This is a genomic window from Sulfuracidifex metallicus DSM 6482 = JCM 9184, assembly GCA_032834875.1.
Lineage (GTDB): Archaea > Thermoproteota > Thermoprotei_A > Sulfolobales > Sulfolobaceae > Sulfuracidifex > Sulfuracidifex metallicus.
The window spans coordinates 2,142,166-2,160,579 of the sequence record CP135238.1 but is presented as its reverse complement, the minus strand read 5'-3'; the positions used below and the strand labels follow the sequence as shown (position 1 = coordinate 2,160,579).

The 18,414-nt window shown below is 36.0% G+C and carries 23 protein-coding genes and 2 tRNA genes; 12 read left to right on the top strand and 13 right to left on the bottom strand.

Annotated elements, in window-relative coordinates:
• Positions 1 to 16: 16 nt before the first annotated feature.
• The 5 genes from fen to RQ359_RS11715 all read right to left on the bottom strand — a co-directional run bounded on the left by fen (position 17) and on the right by RQ359_RS11715 (position 4,146).
• Positions 17 to 1,069, bottom strand: coding sequence for a flap endonuclease-1 (fen, locus tag RQ359_RS11735; RefSeq protein WP_338117025.1), 1,053 nt, complete (start codon positions 1,067 to 1,069; stop codon positions 17 to 19).
• Positions 1,060 to 1,296 (bottom strand): hypothetical protein, encoded by a 237-nt coding sequence (locus RQ359_RS11730; protein WP_054837723.1) that lies wholly within the window; start codon positions 1,294 to 1,296, stop codon positions 1,060 to 1,062. The genes fen and RQ359_RS11730 overlap by 10 nt, the downstream gene beginning before the upstream one ends.
• Before the next feature lie 4 nt (positions 1,297 to 1,300).
• Positions 1,301 to 3,595, bottom strand: a complete 2,295-nt coding sequence (locus tag RQ359_RS11725) for a CDC48 family AAA ATPase (RefSeq protein ID WP_156016397.1) — start codon at positions 3,593 to 3,595, stop codon at positions 1,301 to 1,303.
• A gap of 64 nt (positions 3,596 to 3,659) precedes the next feature.
• Entirely contained in the window at positions 3,660 to 3,935 is a 276-nt protein-coding gene (locus tag RQ359_RS11720; RefSeq protein ID WP_156016398.1) for an elongation factor 1-beta, read from the bottom strand.
• Positions 3,936 to 3,945: 10 nt separating this feature from the next.
• On the bottom strand, positions 3,946 to 4,146 hold the full coding sequence (locus tag RQ359_RS11715; RefSeq protein ID WP_054837722.1) for a zinc finger domain-containing protein: 201 nt from the start codon (positions 4,144 to 4,146) through the stop codon (positions 3,946 to 3,948).
• Between the two features lie 64 nt (positions 4,147 to 4,210).
• Here RQ359_RS11715 and pth2 point away from each other — a divergent pair, with 64 nt between their 5' ends.
• Complete coding sequence (gene pth2, locus RQ359_RS11710; RefSeq protein WP_156016399.1) at positions 4,211 to 4,570, top strand: peptidyl-tRNA hydrolase Pth2; 360 nt, start codon at positions 4,211 to 4,213, stop codon at positions 4,568 to 4,570.
• A complete protein-coding gene (truD, locus tag RQ359_RS11705) occupies positions 4,570 to 5,706 on the top strand; it encodes a tRNA pseudouridine(13) synthase TruD (protein ID WP_054837721.1) in 1,137 nt (378 codons plus the stop codon). Before pth2 ends, truD begins: the two co-directional genes overlap by 1 nt.
• 2 nt (positions 5,707 to 5,708) lie before the next feature.
• Here truD and aspS read toward each other — a convergent pair whose 3' ends face one another.
• Both aspS and RQ359_RS11695 read right to left on the bottom strand, forming a co-directional pair.
• Complete coding sequence (aspS, locus tag RQ359_RS11700) at positions 5,709 to 6,998, bottom strand: aspartate--tRNA(Asn) ligase (protein ID WP_054837720.1); 1,290 nt, start codon at positions 6,996 to 6,998, stop codon at positions 5,709 to 5,711.
• Positions 6,999 to 7,001: 3 nt separating this feature from the next.
• Positions 7,002 to 7,514, bottom strand: a complete 513-nt coding sequence (locus RQ359_RS11695; RefSeq protein WP_338117026.1) for a transcription elongation factor NusA — start codon at positions 7,512 to 7,514, stop codon at positions 7,002 to 7,004.
• A gap of 60 nt (positions 7,515 to 7,574) precedes the next feature.
• Here RQ359_RS11695 and RQ359_RS11690 point away from each other — a divergent pair, with 60 nt between their 5' ends.
• Complete coding sequence (locus RQ359_RS11690) at positions 7,575 to 7,745, top strand: 50S ribosomal protein L40e (RefSeq protein WP_156016402.1); 171 nt, start codon at positions 7,575 to 7,577, stop codon at positions 7,743 to 7,745.
• Here RQ359_RS11690 and RQ359_RS11685 read toward each other — a convergent pair.
• On the bottom strand, positions 7,742 to 8,302 hold the full coding sequence (locus tag RQ359_RS11685) for a nucleotidyltransferase (RefSeq protein WP_156016403.1): 561 nt from the start codon (positions 8,300 to 8,302) through the stop codon (positions 7,742 to 7,744). The two genes, RQ359_RS11690 and RQ359_RS11685, sit on opposite strands and share 4 nt — an antisense overlap.
• Before the next feature lie 53 nt (positions 8,303 to 8,355).
• On the opposite strand from RQ359_RS11685, the gene RQ359_RS11680 reads away from it, so the two are divergent.
• Positions 8,356 to 8,461: transfer RNA gene (locus tag RQ359_RS11680), tRNA-OTHER, on the top strand.
• Between the two features lie 36 nt (positions 8,462 to 8,497).
• Positions 8,498 to 10,129: a thiamine pyrophosphate-binding protein gene (locus RQ359_RS11675; protein ID WP_054837719.1), complete on the top strand. Its 1,632-nt coding sequence runs from the start codon at positions 8,498 to 8,500 to the stop codon at positions 10,127 to 10,129.
• A 204-nt stretch (positions 10,130 to 10,333) separates the two neighbouring features.
• Here the strand turns inward: RQ359_RS11675 and RQ359_RS11670 are convergent.
• Positions 10,334 to 10,408, bottom strand: a tRNA-Val gene (locus RQ359_RS11670).
• 25 nt (positions 10,409 to 10,433) lie between these two features.
• A complete protein-coding gene (locus RQ359_RS11665; RefSeq protein WP_054837718.1) occupies positions 10,434 to 10,646 on the bottom strand; it encodes a hypothetical protein in 213 nt (70 codons plus the stop codon).
• 83 nt (positions 10,647 to 10,729) lie between these two features.
• Here RQ359_RS11665 and RQ359_RS11660 point away from each other — a divergent pair, with 83 nt between their 5' ends.
• Together RQ359_RS11660 and RQ359_RS11655 are read left to right on the top strand one after the other, a co-directional pair.
• Positions 10,730 to 11,041 (top strand): hypothetical protein, encoded by a 312-nt coding sequence (locus RQ359_RS11660; protein ID WP_054837717.1) that lies wholly within the window; start codon positions 10,730 to 10,732, stop codon positions 11,039 to 11,041.
• Between the two features lie 27 nt (positions 11,042 to 11,068).
• Positions 11,069 to 11,956: a hypothetical protein gene (locus RQ359_RS11655; RefSeq protein WP_156016404.1), complete on the top strand. Its 888-nt coding sequence runs from the start codon at positions 11,069 to 11,071 to the stop codon at positions 11,954 to 11,956.
• On the opposite strand, the gene RQ359_RS11650 is transcribed toward RQ359_RS11655, so the two are convergent.
• Both RQ359_RS11650 and RQ359_RS11645 read right to left on the bottom strand, forming a co-directional pair.
• Positions 11,919 to 12,722: a carbohydrate kinase family protein gene (locus RQ359_RS11650; RefSeq protein WP_054837714.1), complete on the bottom strand. Its 804-nt coding sequence runs from the start codon at positions 12,720 to 12,722 to the stop codon at positions 11,919 to 11,921. The two genes, RQ359_RS11655 and RQ359_RS11650, sit on opposite strands and share 38 nt — an antisense overlap.
• Complete coding sequence (locus RQ359_RS11645; protein ID WP_054837713.1) at positions 12,706 to 12,990, bottom strand: hypothetical protein; 285 nt, start codon at positions 12,988 to 12,990, stop codon at positions 12,706 to 12,708. Before RQ359_RS11645 ends, RQ359_RS11650 begins: the two co-directional genes overlap by 17 nt.
• A 138-nt stretch (positions 12,991 to 13,128) precedes the next feature.
• Here RQ359_RS11645 and hxlB point away from each other — a divergent pair, with 138 nt between their 5' ends.
• Positions 13,129 to 13,716: a 6-phospho-3-hexuloisomerase gene (gene hxlB, locus RQ359_RS11640; protein ID WP_420856778.1), complete on the top strand. Its 588-nt coding sequence runs from the start codon at positions 13,129 to 13,131 to the stop codon at positions 13,714 to 13,716.
• Between the two features lie 125 nt (positions 13,717 to 13,841).
• On the top strand, positions 13,842 to 15,626 hold the full coding sequence (cedB, locus tag RQ359_RS11635) for a DNA import protein CedB (protein WP_156016406.1): 1,785 nt from the start codon (positions 13,842 to 13,844) through the stop codon (positions 15,624 to 15,626).
• A 12-nt stretch (positions 15,627 to 15,638) separates the two neighbouring features.
• Here cedB and RQ359_RS11630 read toward each other — a convergent pair whose 3' ends face one another.
• Complete coding sequence (locus tag RQ359_RS11630; protein WP_054837710.1) at positions 15,639 to 16,067, bottom strand: ATP synthase mitochondrial F1 complex assembly factor 1; 429 nt, start codon at positions 16,065 to 16,067, stop codon at positions 15,639 to 15,641.
• A gap of 48 nt (positions 16,068 to 16,115) precedes the next feature.
• On the opposite strand from RQ359_RS11630, the gene argC reads away from it, so the two are divergent.
• Genes argC through lysM form a run of 3 tightly spaced genes read left to right on the top strand, consistent with a single transcriptional unit; the run spans position 16,116 to position 18,379 of the window.
• Entirely contained in the window at positions 16,116 to 17,168 is a 1,053-nt protein-coding gene (gene argC / locus RQ359_RS11625; protein WP_156016407.1) for an N-acetyl-gamma-glutamyl-phosphate reductase, read from the top strand.
• Position 17,169: 1 nt separating this feature from the next.
• Positions 17,170 to 17,964 (top strand): [LysW]-aminoadipate/[LysW]-glutamate kinase, encoded by a 795-nt coding sequence (locus tag RQ359_RS11620; RefSeq protein ID WP_156016408.1) that lies wholly within the window; start codon positions 17,170 to 17,172, stop codon positions 17,962 to 17,964.
• Positions 17,957 to 18,379 (top strand): HTH-type transcriptional regulator LysM, encoded by a 423-nt coding sequence (lysM, locus tag RQ359_RS11615; RefSeq protein ID WP_054837709.1) that lies wholly within the window; start codon positions 17,957 to 17,959, stop codon positions 18,377 to 18,379. The genes RQ359_RS11620 and lysM overlap by 8 nt, the downstream gene beginning before the upstream one ends.
• Positions 18,380 to 18,414: the final 35 nt, after the last annotated feature.

Sequence of the window (18,414 nt, the reverse complement as noted above, 5' to 3'; positions counted from 1 at the left end):
TGTTTTAAATGTTAAATTAAAACCAACGATCCAGTCCAGTTTGTCTTTCTAAGTTTTTACTGCTTTTTATTGCCTTTTGAAGCCTTCCTACGGCGTTAACTACTCTCTCTTCACTGAAATCATGGCAGTCAATTAATATTCTTTTTATTTTCTCCTCATCTGGTTCTTTTAATTCTAAACTAGTTTTAGGGTCTATAACTTTTGGATTGAGGAAAAGCTGTCTTATTTGTTTATAGTCAAATAATATCTCTTTTTCATCGATTTCTTTTCCTATGGCTTTTTCAATATCTCCGTACTTCTTTATTATTTTTAGTGCAGTCTTAGGTCCAATTCCCTTAATCCCCTCAGGATTATAATCAGTACCGATTAATATTCCTATATCTATTAATTGTTCTCTTGTTATTCCTAGTTTATGTAGAAGCGAATCGAACTCAATGATTTCTGGAACTATATCTACATACTGATCTTTATTTGGGAGCTTTCTTTTTCCTGTCATGGTTAAATTACGTATAAGTCTCCTTGCACCGAAGAGTAGTGAATCGTAGTCCTGACTAGCTGAAGCCCAAGCATAATCTTTTTGAGAAAGGTAGGCTGCCTCGGCCTCACCCTCAGAGGGAGCATTAACTATAGGTATTCCCATGTTAATTAAGAGTTCCTTGCTTTCCGTCGCTATGTTGTTAGTAAGCCTAGAAGACATTTGAGCATATTTCTTCATAGATTTAATTTCTCCTTGTTCCTTGGCTTGGTTGTATTTTTCTTCAGCCTCCTCTTTTATCTTTATTCTACGTTGAATTTCCTGTGTCTTTTCTTCGGGAGGTTTACCATCAAACACATATATTGGTATTATTCCGTTTTCTACTAGATTTATAGTTCTATAGAAAATACCGCTTAAATGACTTGTGGATCTGCCTTGTTTATCCATTAAGGGTGTCCCATCTGCTTGTCTTATTGCTGCAAGAAACTGATAAATAGCATTGTAAGCATCAATAGCTACTTTTTTTCCCTTAATATTATTTAGACTTATTTCTTTGGAACAATCCTCTACTATATCTGAAAGATCTACTCCGATTCGAAGTCACCCAAGTAAGTTATCATTCTTGTATCTTCTTTTATTAATGATACTGATATCATTCCCCTAATTTCAAGGCTCATTAAAGCCTTTAGAAAATCCTTATAAGGTACCTCATATTTTACGCTATTTTTAACTTCCTTATATAGGTCATCTTCAACAATTGGGGCATTTAACCTCCTAACTTTTTCCATTATAACGTAAGCAATAGGAACTTCCCTCCACATAGTATCACGTGAAGGTACTTGGCTTTACTATAGCCTTAGGTAGCTGCTGTCTTGCTTTCTCTAGCCAGTTCTGATAGAATTGTATCATATCTTGTGTCACAGATGGTTTTATCTTCACCATAGCCTCTGCAAAGTGTTTAGGTCTTACTTCAACCTTATTCTTCATGCATTCCTTGACTTCTTTGTCTTTGCAGTCTTGGTTCTGTCCGCACTTCTCTGTAGCTGCATCTATACATACTCTCATAGATTCTCTAACTGCTCTCATTGCAGCTTCCCTGACTAGAGCTGCAATGTCAGCTCCAGTATATCCTTCTGTTCTGTTAGCTATTTCTTCTAGGTCCGTATCAGCACTAAGAGGGATGCCTCTAGTATGCACCTTTAATATGTCTTTTCTCGATGTTACATCTGGTGGAGGTACATATAGTAATTTCTCAAACCTACCTGGTCTTAATAGTGCAGGATCTAGTATGTCTGGTCTATTAGTTGCCGCAATTATTATTACGTTTTCTAACTTTTCTACTCCGTCCATCTCGGCCAAAAGCTGGTTTACTAACCTTTCTGTTACTCCGCTATCGTACGACGCTCCTCTCATAGGAGCTAGAGCATCTATTTCATCGAAGAATATCACTGCGGGAGCATACATCCTAGCTTTCCTAAATATTTCCCTAATTGCCTTTTCGCTCTCTCCTACCCATTTAGATAATACCTCTGGTCCTCTTACAGCAATGAAATTAGCTCCGCTTTCAGTAGCTACAGCTTTAGCTAACATCGTCTTTCCAGTTCCTGGAGGCCCAAATAATAGTATACCCTTAGCTGGGTCAATTCCAGCCTTTTCGTATACTTCTGGGTATTTTAGAGGATATTCTACTACTTCCCTTAGTTCGTCCTTCAGCTCTTCATGACCTCCTACGTCTGTCCACTTAACTTCTGGTATTTCTATGTATATTTCTCTTAGTCCGCTTGGAACTATCTCTTTGAATGCCTTCATAAAATCGTCCATTGTAACCCTCATAGAATCAAGTACTTCTGCAGGTATCTTATCCTGATTTAGATCTATCTTTGGTAAATATCTTCTTAGAGCATACATTGCAGCTTCTCTAACTAAAGATGCAAGATCCGCACCCGTATATCCATGGGTCATATCGCTAAGCTTTTCTAAGCTTACATCATCGGCAAGAGGCATGTTTCTAGTGTGAATTTGGAATATCTCCATCCTGCCTGTCTTATCAGGTAGAGGAATCTCGATTTCACGATCGAATCTCCCAGGCCTTCTTAAAGCTGGATCTACCGCGTTTGGTCTATTAGTTGCCGCAATAACTATTACGTTTCCTCTGTTTTCAAGCCCGTCCATTAATGTTAATAGCTGAGCTACAACTCTCCTTTCGACTTCTCCTATAACTTCGTCTCTCTTAGGAGCTATTGCATCTATTTCGTCCACGAATATTATTGCTGGAGCGTGCTTCTTTGCATCCTCAAATATTTCTCTAAGTCTTTGCTCGCTTTCTCCATAGAATTTGCTCATAATCTCAGGTCCATTTATGGATGTGAAATAGGCATCTGTTTCGTTAGCTATGGCTTTTGCTAGTAACGTTTTTCCGACTCCTGGCGGACCGTAAAGCAATATACCCTTTGGAGGCTCAATTCCTAATCTCTTAAAAAGCTCAGGATGTCTTAGAGGGAGCTCTACTAGTTCCCTCACCTTTTCTATTATGTCTCTTAGTCCTCCTATATCTTCATATGTTACACGAGGATACTTGGTTTGTTCTACTGGCTTGTCAGATATATTTATTATTGTTTCGTCGTTCACAATTACTATTCCTGCAGGTTTAACTTGTACTACGGTAAATGGAATAGCTTGACCTAGCACGGGTATAAGGACCGTATCTCCTTCCACTAGGGGGAACTCTTTAAGCCTCTTCTTTACGTAACTTACGAAACCAGGATCTACACTTATAGAGAAATTAGAGGGAGCTAGTTTTACCATAGATGCCTGCTTTACGAAAGCTTTCCTTACTACTACCTTGTCTCCTATAGAAACACCAGAATTCTTTCTAGTAATTCCATCCATTCTTATTATATCTCTTTCTCCGGTTATGTCATCTTGGCTTAGATGCCATGCTATGGCCGCAGTTTTTCTTGTTCCCTCGATTTCAACTACGTCACCTGGTTGAACGTCAATTTGAGAAAGTAATTCAATATCTATTCTTACTTTTCCTCTTCCAACGTCCTTTTGTCTAGCTTCTACAACTTTGAGAACTAGCTCCCTCCTTGGGGGCCTTTGCTCTTCGCTGGCACTCAAACTTGATCTCCAAGAAATATAGTGGCTTCGAAGGTAATAAGAACTTGTGTATCAAAAGATTTATTTAGAACCCTAGTCTCGTCATTCCAACGACTTCAGCGTGGCTTACTCCCTCTACGGAATTTGCAGTCTCTTCTAGAAGATCCGTTCCACCTTCAGTTTGTTCCGGCATTTGAACGTAAAGAACTAAGGAGTTTAGTCCGTATGCTATTGGTTCGGTTTCTTTTTTAACTATTTTATAGCCTTCTGGCAGCTTAGATGCAATTTCGTTGTATATCTTATCTAAGCTAACTTCGTCGCCTTCAGGGAACACCTTTAAAACTATTAAAAGCTCGGTCATTCTTATCACCTTATGGTCCCTTAAATCCACATTTAGGACAAGTATATTCTACCACTTGCTCTCTACAAAGATAATCTCTTATTATTGTCACTTCACCGCAATTAGGACAAGTGAACTCTACACCTCTTTCCTTTGGATGAAGTAACTTTCCACAGCTAGAACATACTAACGGTTCAACCTCATCTCTGATGCTTAATTTTATCGAAGACATATCCTACAGTCCTCAGGTAAATTAATAATAAGCATATTTATGTTTACTCTGTCGTTCGACTAATATGAAGATGGTTATAATCGTTAGAAACGATTTACAGATGGGAAAGGGAAAGATTGCAAGTCAAGTAGCTCATGCAGCAGTATCCTTAGTCTTGGAAATAGCACAACATGAAAAGGTACCATTTTCAGATTGGCTTAAGGAATGGTTAGATGAAGGTCAGCCTAAAATAGTAGTCAAGGTAAACTCCGAAGAAGAGCTAACTCAGAGGATAAATAGAGCTAGACAGGAGGGGTTACCTACAACTTTAATTCATGATGCAGGTCGAACACAAATAAATCCCGGTACCCTCACGTGCGGAGGGATAGGACCGGGCCCTGATCACCTGATTGATAAGATAACTGGTGACTTGAAATTACTTTGATGCCTACACTCCTTGATATAGCCTTAGGTATGGAAAAGTACTATTATAATTGGAATAGTGTAGAAATTTCTATTCCTAGACCTGATGGTTTCATCGTAGAAGAGGAAATATGCAACCAATTATGTTCTAGATGGAAGCCTAATGACAAAAATGGTCGATACGCTATTTTTCTTCTTAATAAGAAGAAGAGAGATCACTTTTCGGTCATAAGAGAAATCAATTCTAAGTTTAAACTAAGCTTTAAATTCATAGGCATTAAGGACGCTAATGCCATCACAACTCAAGTAGTCTACATAGATCTAGCCTCGTCTAAAAGCAAAAACATACCTTCTTTTTACTCGTCAGAGGATGGCTCCTTTAATCTGGAATTTATAGGAACAGTAGATAGAAAGTTAAATCATACGGGAAATCATTTTTCTATTACCTTAGCGACAAAAGACGACGAAGAAATAGAGAATAGGCTTAACGAGATAGCTAGAAATCCCTTTTTGCCAAACTTCGTCGGATATCAGAGATTCGGCAGTAGAAGACCTGTTTCCCACGTTATAGGAAGATACCTTCTTAGAAGAGAATGGGAGAAAGCATTTATATGGATTTTAGGCATGCCTTTTATTCATGAATATGAAAGAAATAGAGAAATAAGAGAAGGTATAATGAACGGAAATGGAGTAACAATTAATGAAATACCCTCTTCCATGTTCTATGAAAAAGCCTTATTTAAGAACTTCTTGAATACAAACAGTTTCTATGAAGCCCTACGAATGACGCCTTTACCGATAGAAATATACGTTGACGCCTTTCAGAGCTATATTTTCAATAAATATCTGTCTAGGACATTTGAGAACATAAGAGATGTAAATTATGAGATCACTTTACCAACTTATTTTAGTGGATGCGATGATATATGTAAAGAGATTTATATTGAGGAAGGAATAGATAAAGGATTTTTATCAGAGATTTTCGGAGTAAAGGTGCGTGAGATTCGTAGAAGAGCTTTTATGAGGGTTAGTAATCTTTCGTCTTATAGGAATAAGGAAAAAGGAAAAATAACAGTAAATTTCTCTCTACCAAGGGGGTCTTACGCAACTATTTTCTTGAGGGAAATTTCTCATTTTAATCCATTACTTTTTACTTAGCTCTAAGGGACTAGCCTCTTCTTATCTCTTGGAAACGGAACGATTTCCTTAACATTCTGCAGTCCAGTTAGCATTAACATAACTCTGGACAGTCCCATTCCAAAACCTGCGTGGGGAGGCATACCATAATCGAACCATCTAAGGAAGAATTCAAAACTTGAAGGATTAAGGCCTCTTGCCTTTAGAGCACTTTCAAGTACTTCTCTTCTGTAATTTCTAGTGCTACCTGATACAATCTCAAGAAATCTAAATATTAGGTCAAAACTCTCACTCAAGTCTTTGTTATCATCTCTAGCTTTTGTGTAGAAAGGTCTACTTAACGTAGGCCAGTCTGTGATGAAGTATAAGTCTTCTTTTATTTCCTCATTAATTACCCTTAACTCCGGGGTTCCTATGTCATCTCCAAATTTAATATTTAAACCTTTATTTTTCAGAATTTCTAAAGCTTCTATATAAGTTATCCTACGTAGCGGTAACTTGATCTCTGGCAATTCGTAATTGAGTATTTTTAACTCGTCTCCACATTCTTCCCTAACTTTAGTTATCATGTTCTTTATTATCTCTTCCAATGTCTCCATTACATCTTTGTAACTGGAGAATGCCATCTCTACGTCCATGCTAACGAATTCGGATAGGTGATAAGGAGTATCTGACTCTTCTGCTCTCCATGCAGGAGCTATTTCAAAAACTCTTTCTACCGCACCAGCCATAAGCTCTTTATACAGCTGAGGACTTTGGGCAAGGAACGCCTCTTTGCCAAAGTATATAACTGTGAAAAGTTGAGCCCCACCTTCAGTTCCAGTAGCTATTAGCTTAGGTGTAAATATCTCATAAAATCCCTTTTTGTATAAGGCTTCTCTAAATGCCCTAACTGCGGTAGACTGAATTTTGATGACAGCTTGCATCTCTTCTCTTCTTAGATCCAATAACCTTTCCCTTAACCTAGTGTCTATATCTGCCTTCACTTTACCTGTAACATCTAAAGGCAGAGGGGTCTTAGCTTTGCTTATAAGAATTACTTCGGAGGCATGTATTTCCACTCCTTTTGGAGCCCTTTTATCAGCTTTAACTCTTCCTTTTACGCTAATTACGGATTCTTGAGTTAGTTCATTAGCTAAACCAAAGGATGGAGAGTCCTTCGAGAGTACAACTTGTCCAATACCAGTCTTGTCCCTTAAAAGTATGAACTTCTTTCCTCCAAGATCCCTTACGTTTAAAACCCAACCTGCAAGTCCTACTTCTTGGTTATCTAGATCTGGTGTTATATCTCTAACGAAGTGGGTTCTGTACATTTTTTATTCTACCCTTATTCGCACAGCTGTAGAGTGGATTTTTGAAAGTGCCGATTCTAGTAACCCAGCCTCTGCTGGGAGCATTCTTCTTTCGGTTTTAGATACCCTTATCACATACTGAACTGAACCATCGGGCAACCAAACTGTATTTACTCCTAGAACTCTAGCTGGAGACAGAAGTTGCATTGCACTGTTCTTTATACTATTGGTCTTTTCTAAAACTCTCACCTTTACTCTTAACTTATCTTGCAATATTTTAGCAACTTTTATCCATTTTTGTTGAGTCATTGTAGGACCACTATTAACTAGCAAGATAACTAAATGATTCAATTTTATTGCCTTATCATATGTGGAATCTTTTAGTTCCTTAAACTGTGTTTCTTCAAGATCAAGCAATATCTTGATTACTTCAATGTCAAAATCGTCTACTTTTCCTTCATCAACTAAAGATTGGCACCTATCACAAAAGAGTCCGCTTCTGACACAAACGTAATCAAGGGGTATCTTCATTCTGATCCACTCCGTTTACCGCAATACTTTTGAATATGAGCTAATATAGTTATGGAGGGAATATAAATGCCTCTCACTGATCCCGAAAAACTACAAATAGTTCAGAAAAGAGTATTCATAAAAAAGGTGTGTAGAGAGTGCGGAGCTCTCAACTCGGTTAGAGCAACAAAATGCAGGAAATGCCACAGTAAGAACCTAAGGTTGAAGAAGAAAGAATTACCTACTAAAAAGGGTTAGAACTTTATACCTAAGCTATTTAATCTATCTTTTACGCTTTTTGAGTTTTCTTCAAAATATTCTACGTGCTTCGATAAGATTTCTTTATCTATTGACAATTTTCCCTCTCCTATTAATTTTACTATATTTTTTATCTCTTCCTCGTCTTCGTCTCTAAATGCGTTGGCTTTCAATAAGAGATAGTCTTCTAAGATTATTGCCTTTGCGGTATAATCTCCTATCTTTTTTTCCAAAGAGCTCTCTATAACAATTGGAGGAACAAAGAAATCCTGTATATTCTCATAAAGATCTAATTGAAGCTGTTCATCATCAACTGGAATCATCAGTCTGGGAGTATCAATTGGCGTTTTCCCTAAATCCCATCCATGCTCTTCAGAAAAAGCGTCTATTCTATCTTCATCTGTAAAGACGCTTATACTAGTTATAAAAACGTCCACATCACTTTCAGTGCCCTTCCTTTTCAATTCTAGGTCTAAAACAGTATCTCCTATGATTATGAAGTCGGTAAGCTTACTTAACTCCCTTAGGACATCTCCTACTTTACTAAACGGAATCATCAATAAGAACTATGAAACACTTTTAAAACCTTTATTCTATAAACTAATAGATTGCCGGGGTAGCCAAGCGGTAAGGCGGCACTAACCCATCGTTAGCGCTAAGGGGCCGCAGTGGGTGTGGTCACCCGTTTATCGGGGGTTCAAATCCCTCCCCCGGCTCTAAGGTTTATCTAATAGAATGTTTATACTACTTTGATGAGTCAACCTAAGAGAAAGGAGGAAACGTTAGGTATAGAGATGACCGGTCATGAAGCTCTTGCATGTGTGCTTAGGGAGCTAGGGATAAAGGTCGTTTTCTCTAGCCAAGACTTACCTTCTTTCATAAAGGAAACTCTAAAAAGTAAGGAGATCAAGGTAGAAGATTCTCCAACTGTTAGAGGAGCAGTGTTGATGGCAGATTCATATGCACGTGAAAATAACACTACTGGAGTGGTAATTCAAATTCCCGGTTCAGGCCTACTTGAGGCTGTGGATATAGTAGCCCAAGCTTTCATGGATTCAGTTCCTCTATTATTAATATCTAGCATAAGATCTTATAGGGACGCTGGCCGTTCTAGATTGGGCGAACTTAGGACTAACGAAGATTTATCTAATATATTTGCCCCAATTACAAAATTTAGAGAAAAGATTATTAGTATAGAGGAAGTTACAGTTAATATAGAAAAAGCCAATAAAGAGGCTTTAAGCAACCGTAACAGGCCTTCCTATATTGAGATAGCCGAGGATCTATTTAGGCTTAAAGCTTATCCTCTGTCTACTGCTGGGCAGAAGCCAGAAAAAAGAACTCCAGATAAGAATACTGCAGCAAAAGTTGGTGAACTTCTTGTCAACTCTACAAGGCCAGTTATAATAGCTGGATATGGTGTTATGGCTAGTAATGCAGAGGGTGATCTAAGGGAAATTGTGGAACTTTTAGATATACCAGTTATCTCTACATTTAGAGCTAAAGGCGTGATTCCAGCGTCAAATGGGCTTTATGCGGGTGAAGGCATAGGTATAGTTGGAACAGATGAAGGTAATAGATTGCTTGAAAACGCCGATGTTATTGTAGCACTTGGAACTAGATTCGGTCAATTATCAACTGGAGGATGGACGTTTAAATTCAAGGCAAATTTAGTTCATAATAACATCGATGGTGAAGATATAGGCAAGGTAATCATGCCACAGCTTCCTGCTGTATCAGATACTGGGCTTTTTATAAAAGAGGTACTTAATGTAGTTAAGACAAAGGTAAAGGAAAAAATAGACAGGGGAATTAAAAAAGAGATAATGATGTATAGAAAAGGAATAATTCTTGCATCACATGCTGATCTTTGGCCTTATGACGTTATAAGGCTTTTATCACAGATGAAAAATTACTCTAAGGTATTTGTTGACGTAAGTGCAACTACTATTGATGCGGTTAGATTACCGATAGAGAATAAGAAGAGTTGGTTCATAAGTAGCTCTGTCATATCACATGGAATGGCAATAGGTGGTCTAATTTATTCCTCAGATCCTAAAGCTATAGGTATAACAGACGTCAGGAGCATAATTCAGAACGCCGCATTACTAGAGAGTAAGATGAATTCTGCCAAAGGAAAATTACTAATATTCAACGATGGAGGTTCTAATTATATAGATACATCTAGGTCCGACGTTCCTTTCGTCATGAAGAGCGACGTCTTTTATGACGTAGATAGAAGACTTGAGAAAGGATTAGGAGCAATAACAATTTCAACCTATTCTGAGCTTAAGGATGTCCTTAAAAACGATAGTAATAAATTAGAGATATACAATATTAAGATTGATAAGTGTTTTAATTCAGTAGTTTTACAGAGAGCTTAATTTAGATCTAAATTGCCAATTGATCATTGCTATCATGGTTTTCCCTCTTGTTATGCAATAAATAATAAATTAAATATATATTTTTCCTTTTTTAGTTTAAAATTTACTTTAATATATTTATTTCATAGATAGAAGAAAATAGATAAAATCCTTATTTGCATGACTCAATTATATCAAAGTAAAATATTCTATTTGAAAATTTTATGGGTCCGCGGGGATTTGAACCCCGGATCACTGCCGTGTGAGGGCAGCGTCCTAACCAGACTAGACTACGAGCCCATCAACTCTAATAGCCTAATTGCTCTTAATATAATTTTTCTGGCACTTCAATCGTTACACAATAACCTTGAAGGTCCGCAACATCTGGATCTATATCTACAGCTCGCATTCTATCATCTACATTATTTAGATCTAATACATTTACTGTGAAATCTGGGTAAAGCGATTTAGCAACTTTAAAGGAGCTTAATATATCCTTGTAGCTTGTACTACAATGAAAAATTCCAGCCCCAGCCAATATAATAGGTCCGAACTCTGATTTCGTAGTATCAACCCTATTTCTTTTAAAGTCATCAACGGAAGCTATATTTTTGATTGAAGATGGAAAGCAAGATAAGAGTCATCTTTGGTCCTGCGGGCGATTTTGGTTTACTCAAAGCTTTACATAAGAAAATCCCTCTGGAGTCATGTACTACTTCCTTAGATATAGAATTTAATCTCCTCTATAATGATAACCCAGAAATTATAATTAATAACAAAGAATATAGAATACCATTCTTAAGTGAGTTTGAAATAGAGGATCTAGTGGAAAGATTATTGAGAGGAGAGGAAATACAAGATAATTATTTACAAGAGTTACCTATAATAAATAGAGAATACCCTCCATCGCAAGGAGTTGCAACAGCTTTTTGATTGAAAATTGATTTTAAGATTCTCAGCTTGAAACTTGAGAACATAGTAATAGGCGGAGGATTATCGGGACTCTTGATATCAGCATTAACTAATTCCCCAATTATCGAAGAGCAGCCTTCTATTGGAGGCATTCTATCGTTCTCACAGCTAGATGGCATGAAGATACCTTTCATTTTGCCGTTAGTTAAGAGTCAGGAAGTTTTAAGCGGGTATGGGGCAAAGATTGAGAAGATATCTTTTGATTTAGATATAATTAAAGAAAGATATTTACTAAAAAAGGTTTGTCCTCTATGTGAAGATCTACCAATATGGCTAAACTTTCAGGGAGATCTATATTTAATTAAAAACATAAATGATATTATCTCAAATTTAGGAAAAAACGTTCAAGTCATAAAGGATCATGCAGAAGTCGTCGATCCATATACTATAAAATCACGAAGACATGGTATGATAAAAATAGAGAACAAAATATTCTATACTGCACCAGCAACTTGCTACTCTAACGTCATAAATAGGGACGAACTTAAATTCCGGTCATCTATAATTTCTGTATTTGTCGTAAGAAAGATCCAAGAAAATAATAGAATAATTATCGATGGCGGATCAAGTACGTCGTTTTCTCATGTAATTTACCTAAATGATTTTCCTGAAAGAGGTATTTCAAGTATGTTTGTCTATGCATTCTTTGACATGAGTTCCAAACAAATAGAGCTAAGAAATATCATATCGGATTTAAAACGCCAGAAAATTTTAAATCCGGATCAAGTGCTTTCCATTCGTAGCAAAGTTATTAAGGAAGCTATCTTGATTGGTGAACCATTAGTTAAGTTAGCAGATGTAACGATGGAGGGTAGGCTCGGGAGATGGAAAAACTTTTCTATTGAAGATATAGCTCGGTTATATTCTCCTTACTAAAATAATCCGATAGCATTCCGGCAATTTTAGCTGAATCAACAACAGAATTTTGTCCCATTCTTAAGGTAAAATAGGAGCCCAAGAGAAAATCTCCGTTACCTACTTCGTTTTCTCCTATTATTTTGGGTTTATATTGAAATGAAGTTCCATCTCTAGTAATTATTTCGAATCCATCCTTTCCAAACGATAATATTATTTCTCTGAAGCCTATTTTAAAGATATAATTAAGGCTATCATATATGGAATATATCTCGTCTGAATTTCCATGTAATACAAGGTATTTTTCTGTTGGGGGAAATTCCGGCATTCTAAGACTAACTTCTTTGCCCTCTTCGCATACTCTTGAAAAGCCTTGGATATCAACTGCTATGAATCCATTTATTTTTCTAATTAATAATGGACTTATTTCTTGACATACCGGATTTATAATCGTATTACCGTTTTCTATTTCAATACTGCATATCGAAGGCCCTCTTTCGATTAATCTAACTTTTCTTTTGCCGTTAACTAGAGTCTCGATCTCAAATAGAAACGTTTTTTTACCTTGTATTAATTTCTTTTCTAAATTATCCATAAACTTTATTCTATATTTGAAGTCCTCTCCTATTCCCGCAATAAGTAAAGGACTTGTATTAGTTCTAATTACGCCAAGAGTAGAATATATTGCAGGCCCACCTGGTCTAAATCTTCCATTATATTTATCTATAGTAAAGCTAGATATAACCATAATATTATTACTATTAGAAATTTCATTCTTCATCTTCATCCTCTTCTTGTGTCTCGATTTCAATTTCACTTTTGTTTGATATGACCTTCTTAGTCCATAAAGCGTATTTATGTGCTTTTAAATGTCTAGCTAAATCTTCAGCATTAAAGAAATAGGAGCTATAAGTAGGGAGAACTCCCCTTTTACATTCAGGAGAGCATTCTGGACATACGTACAGCTTAGAACTTTCGTCATAACAAACTTCAGTTTCTTTATCATCAACCACTATCTTAACTATCTTCCATGTAGGATTCCATCTATTAGACATTAGGTATTAACTTCTTCAGGGAATATTTAACACAACTGCCTCTTCTCAGGAAAACTTTAAATTTTTAATAGCGAGTATAGATCTGGCGGTTAGGTTTTGTCAGATTCTTCTCATAATACTCCTTTAGCCACCAAAACTATGTACGATATAGCAGAGTTCATATTAAGGGCTGCAAGTTCTATAAAGGCAGACCAAGTTGAAAAGATGGTATCAGAGCTAGAGGATTTCTATAAGAATCATCATGATAGAAAAGTTTTGGTAATGGGGGCTGGAAGGAGCGGTTTAGTAGGCAGAGCATTCGCGATGAGGCTTCTTCATTTAGGTTATAATGCTTATGTATTAGGTGAAACCATTGTTCCTGCTATAGGCGATAGGGATTTAGTGGTAGCTATTTCTGGATCTGGAAGGACCAAGCTGATTTATACCGCTGCAGAAGCAGCCAAGGAGGCTAAGGCTAAGCTAATTGCAATAACAAGCTATGCAGATAGCCCGTTGGCAAGGGTTGCCGATGTTGTAGTTGAAATACCTGGCCGTACAAAATACTCAAAGGGAGAAGATTACTTTACTAGACAAATTCTAGGTATTACAGAACCTTTGGCTCCATTAGGTACCCTTTTCGAAGATACAACGCAAATATTTTTAGACGGTATAGTGGCTGATTTAATGATTAGATTGAAGAAGACTGAGGAAGATCTAAGGCTAGTTCATGCAAACATTGAACTCTAAACACTGAAATTTACTTTATACTTTTGTCTCTAACTTTGGTAAATGTAAATATTGTCTGGAGTTTTAATTATTCTTTAATACTTTCAATGAGTACTCTGTACTTTACATTTAACTAATTAGGACTGATGTGGCTTCAAGAAAGGGCGGATAAGTTCTTTGCTATCTTTATGATAATCTCCGTACTAGTAGTAACGCTGTTCTTTATATATAGGATATTATCCTTAGTACTAGCCGTATTTGTTATTATAATGGTAATATTTTTAAGATCTCATCATAATAGTCCAGGAAATGTATTAGTAGAACAGAATATTATTAAATTCAATAATAATTTTTATCGATATGTTCTATTAGTCGAGGATATAAGGGCTGATTATAGGGACTTTAGTGAATCCACGTTAAGATCAAAGATAGCATCGTTCTACAAAGTAATAAGTACATCAAATAATATTGATATAATTTTGAGAAAAATTCCAGTAGATAAATTAAAATATATAGATTCTATTTTAAATGAGATACAAAACTTAAGAATAATTATAGAGAATGATCCTTCTAACGAGAAGGCAAAAAGAAGAATGGAAATACTAAGGACTATATTGTCTAAAATTGAGGAAGGCGAAATTCCTTTTAGATATCAGATGTTTCTTCTGATCTCTGGCAAAGACATGGCAAGCGTTACTGAGTCTGGGCGGGCAATTAAGACGGGTTTAGAAGCTATAGGAATTAGATGTAGAGAAGCTAAAGATAGTGAGATTAGTTCAATTTTGTCAAGCTTTATATTACCAGTATCTAAAGGGAAAACTAAAATCACTACATCATTTCATATTCCCTTTATGACGCCTTTTTCAATAGAAAAGGAGCCACGTTATGAACTTATTGAAGATGGAATACCGTTAGGAAAGGAAATTCTGCATAGTAAGACAGTTTTCTGGAATCCATTTGAGACTAACAATAGGCATGCAATAGTTATTGGTCCTTCAGGGTCTGGTAAGACCGAGTTTCTGCTTTGGTTAGGTACTTTAATAAATATAAAAATGAATTCTTCTGTGATATTTTTCGATTTAAAAGGAGATATTAAAAAAAGATTACGAAAGTATAAAATTGATTTTAAGGTTCTAAATCCATTAGTTTATACTGTAGGCTCCTTTAGTGATTGGAATATTCCCAATGAAATAAAAATAATTCAGCTAGAATCAATAATTTCATCTTCCTTTAAGTTAAATAGAGTCCATAGCACAGTCTTGTATTCTGTATTAAAAAATTCTTTTTGTGATAGATTAAAATCGTGGGAGAGTATTAAACAGTATACTCAAACTAATGTAGAGGATTTTCATGTTAAGAATTTACTTTTGAGAATATTTGACATGATAAAATATCTTGAACCGTTTCAAGAAAATTCAAAAGATATATTGGAATATTTAGATTTAAAAGGAATTAATGTAATTGATCTTACGCTTATAAAATCAGATGAACTAAGAAAATATATAATTTATTCTATTATAACGCGAATATATAATAGATTTTCATTGGATATAAAAGATAATGAAAATAAAATCTCTATAATAATGGACGAAGCGTGGACGCTCTTAAAGGATGAAAGTTCAACGTACTCCTTGATAGCAGATATAATTAAGAAGGGAAGAGGTCATGGAATATCCCTAGTAATGTCTTCACAGAACCTTGAAGATCTAGGAGAAAATCTTCCAATCTATGTTGATAACGCAGGCCTTCTAGTTGTTATGAATAATGGAGATAAGGGATATTGGAATCAAATTGAAAGGTTTGCTAATGTTAGACAGAGTGATATAGATGATGTATTGGAATACTTTGGACAAGGTGAAGCCATGGTTAGGTTCCTCGGAGATCCTCGGCCTCTTCTAGTTTCACTATTTACTTTTGCAGATAAAAAATAATAATCATATAAATTATTGCGACGTTGCTCTTTCTAGTATCGATTGAATTCCAGCCTTTATCTTATTATAGAGAATATCATTATTAACTTCCTTTATTGTTATTTCTCTTAATTCGTCCTTATCTACAGCAATATCATAATCTATTTTACTAAGAATTTTTTCAGAATCTAAAATTTTAGATAAGGCAGTAATGTATACTTTTGAAATATTTTGCCTTCCTTTTAAAATTATTTTTAAAAGTGGGGGTGTATATAATATCTCTGCTATTACTTCCCCCCGTTTGTTCTTTATGTAATCTAAAGTTCCTTTAGTTCCTTTTATAGAAGGCATATATCCAGACTCTAAAATGCTTAACAAGTACTCGTAAAGTTCTAATTCCTTTCGCAGATTTGAAATCTTGTTTTCTAAAAACTTTCTCAGCTCCTCAATGTCGGATTCCATTCAACGATATACTAATACTTAAAACTATTTATAACCTATACTTCATCGATGGAATCTAAAGTAAGAGTAGCTGTAATTGGAGGTTCGGGTTATACTGGCGGAGAGTTGCTACGTTTGATGGCAATTCATCCAAAACTTGAGCTTACTGTAGTCACTTCTAGAGAATATAATGGAAAACCAATCTCTTTGGTTCATCCAAACCTCAAAGGTATAATTTCACTTAATTTTTCTGAGCTTAATATAGACAAGATCTCAGAGAAAGCAGATGCAGTATTCTTAGGATTGCCCCATAAGGTCTCCGTAAAGTATGTTCCTGATCTTGTCGAGAGAGGAATGAGAGTAGTAGATCTTAGCGCCGATTTCAGGTTAAAGAACCCTGAACTATATAAGGAATGGTATGGCTATGAACATCCATATCCAGATTTGCTTCAAAAGTTTGTTTACGGTCTTCCTGAACTACATTCGGAGGAGTTGAAAAGTACTAAGTTAATAGCATCGCCAGGCTGTAATGCAACTGCTACTATCCTAGCTTTAGCTCCAGTTGTATCGTCAAAAATGGTCGATTCTTATCAGTTTATCAGCGATGTTAAAGTTAGTAGTAGTGAGGGAGGAGCACAACCATCAGAGGGTAGCCATCATCCAGAGAGGCAAAACGCCATTAGACCATATGAAGCTGAGGGACATAGACACGCTGCAGAGGCGGAACAAGAACTTTCCAATTTAGCTAAAGGAAGAGTGAAGGTTAGCATCGTGCCTCATGCTATCAGTAGCGTTAGGGGTGCCTTAGCCTCAGTTCATACATGGGCCGATCTTGATGATATGACAGTATGGAAGAATATAGCCTCATTCTATCGTGGAAAGAAGTTCATTAGAATTATACGAGGTAATATTCATCCATATCCTGATCCAAAATACGTAATCGGTAGTAACTTCGCTGATATAGGTTTTGCTACAGAGCATAGAATAGGTAGACTTACGATCTTTTCAGCTATAGATAACCTGATGAAGGGAGCAGCTGGACAAGCTATGCAAGCATTTAATTTATCTATAGGATTAGAAGAGGATGAGGGCTTAAGATTACCTCCCTTGAGGCCTGCATGAAATGTTAGTAGTTAAGACTGGAGGTAGGGTAATAAAAAATAATCTAGACAATATAATTACTAGTTTGTCAAAGTATGAAGGCAAATTCGTTCTAGTACATGGAGGAGGAGATATCGTCTCAGAATATTCTAAGAAGCTTGGAATAGAGCCAACTTTCGTAATGTCTCCTGAGGGAATAAGGAGTAGATATACGTCTAAGGACGAGTTGGATGTTTTCGTAATGGTAATGAGTTGGCTAAATAAAAAAATGGTAACACAATTATCAAAGTTAGGTAGATTTTCTGTAGGAATTGCAGGTTCTGATGGAAAGATAGTCCAAGCTAGCCGAAAGAAAAAGATAGTTATCATTAACGAAAGAGGCAAAAAAATGATGATTGAGGGCGGTTACACTGGCAGAATATCCAAAGTTGATGTAGAAAAATTAGCTAAATTATTAGACATTTTCGATAGTGTTGTAATATCTCCTATAGCGATAGATCCAGAGGAAGGTACAATGCTTAATGTAGACGGAGATCAAATGGCTTATGCCATATCCACTGCTCTAAAGGTAGAATATTTAATTTTGTTAACAGATGTAGAAGGTGTGAAATTGAATGGCAAAGTCCTAAAGGACATACCAGTTTCTCAGGGCAAAGAAATTGTGGAGAGGATAGGTCCTGGTATGAACAGGAAAATACTTATGGGAATTGATGCGGTGAGCAATGGTGTTAGGAAGGTAATCATTTCCTCAGGGAACGTTAATGACCCTATATCTAACGCCATACTAGAAAATGGTACGGTGATACATAATGGCTGACGTAGATGAGAATGATCAGAAAATTTTAGAGATATTAAAGAAAAATGCGAGAACACCTTATACATTGATAGCTAAGGATCTAAAGGTAAGTGAGGCAGCAATAAGAAAGAGAATAGAAAAACTAATAAGGATAGGCATAATAAAGAGATTTACTATAGACTACGAACTTGCAAATGAAGTCAAAGCTATTGTTATGGTAAAGTCCTCTCCTCAGATACCTACTCCAGAAATTTCCAAAAAAATAGCAAAGACTCAAGGAGTTGAAGTGGTTTATGAAACAACCGGAGACTACGATATTATAGTAGTAGTACGTGGCACAAATATTTCCGCAATAAATAGAACTATAGACGAAATAAGAAGTATCCAGGGCGTAATGGGAACGAATAGTACGATTATACTAAGGACATGGTTCTAAGAAAAAACTCTTTTTTATGAAAAAGCTTTTTCTAG

Bases quoted from the DNA above. Each gene is read 5' to 3' on its own strand.
- RQ359_RS11730 (WP_054837723.1), bottom strand. From the start codon at position 1,296: ATGTGGAGGGAAGTTCCTATTGCTTACGTTATAATGGAAAAAGTTAGG.
- RQ359_RS11720 (WP_156016398.1), bottom strand. From the start codon at position 3,935: ATGACCGAGCTTTTAATAGTTTTAAAGGTGTTCCCTGAAGGCGACGAA.
- RQ359_RS11715 (WP_054837722.1), bottom strand. From the start codon at position 4,146: ATGTCTTCGATAAAATTAAGCATCAGAGATGAGGTTGAACCGTTAGTA.
- pth2 (WP_156016399.1), top strand. From the start codon at position 4,211: ATGAAGATGGTTATAATCGTTAGAAACGATTTACAGATGGGAAAGGGA.
- truD (WP_054837721.1), top strand. From the start codon at position 4,570: ATGCCTACACTCCTTGATATAGCCTTAGGTATGGAAAAGTACTATTAT.
- aspS (WP_054837720.1), bottom strand. From the start codon at position 6,998: ATGTACAGAACCCACTTCGTTAGAGATATAACACCAGATCTAGATAAC.
- RQ359_RS11690 (WP_156016402.1), top strand. From the start codon at position 7,575: ATGCCTCTCACTGATCCCGAAAAACTACAAATAGTTCAGAAAAGAGTA.
- RQ359_RS11685 (WP_156016403.1), bottom strand. From the start codon at position 8,302: ATGATTCCGTTTAGTAAAGTAGGAGATGTCCTAAGGGAGTTAAGTAAG.
- RQ359_RS11675 (WP_054837719.1), top strand. From the start codon at position 8,498: ATGAGTCAACCTAAGAGAAAGGAGGAAACGTTAGGTATAGAGATGACC.
- RQ359_RS11660 (WP_054837717.1), top strand. From the start codon at position 10,730: ATGGAAAGCAAGATAAGAGTCATCTTTGGTCCTGCGGGCGATTTTGGT.
- RQ359_RS11650 (WP_054837714.1), bottom strand. From the start codon at position 12,722: ATGAAGATGAAGAATGAAATTTCTAATAGTAATAATATTATGGTTATA.
- RQ359_RS11645 (WP_054837713.1), bottom strand. From the start codon at position 12,990: ATGTCTAATAGATGGAATCCTACATGGAAGATAGTTAAGATAGTGGTT.
- hxlB (WP_420856778.1), top strand. From the start codon at position 13,129: ATGTACGATATAGCAGAGTTCATATTAAGGGCTGCAAGTTCTATAAAG.
- cedB (WP_156016406.1), top strand. From the start codon at position 13,842: ATGTGGCTTCAAGAAAGGGCGGATAAGTTCTTTGCTATCTTTATGATA.
- RQ359_RS11630 (WP_054837710.1), bottom strand. From the start codon at position 16,067: ATGGAATCCGACATTGAGGAGCTGAGAAAGTTTTTAGAAAACAAGATT.
- argC (WP_156016407.1), top strand. From the start codon at position 16,116: ATGGAATCTAAAGTAAGAGTAGCTGTAATTGGAGGTTCGGGTTATACT.
- RQ359_RS11620 (WP_156016408.1), top strand. From the start codon at position 17,170: ATGTTAGTAGTTAAGACTGGAGGTAGGGTAATAAAAAATAATCTAGAC.
- lysM (WP_054837709.1), top strand. From the start codon at position 17,957: ATGGCTGACGTAGATGAGAATGATCAGAAAATTTTAGAGATATTAAAG.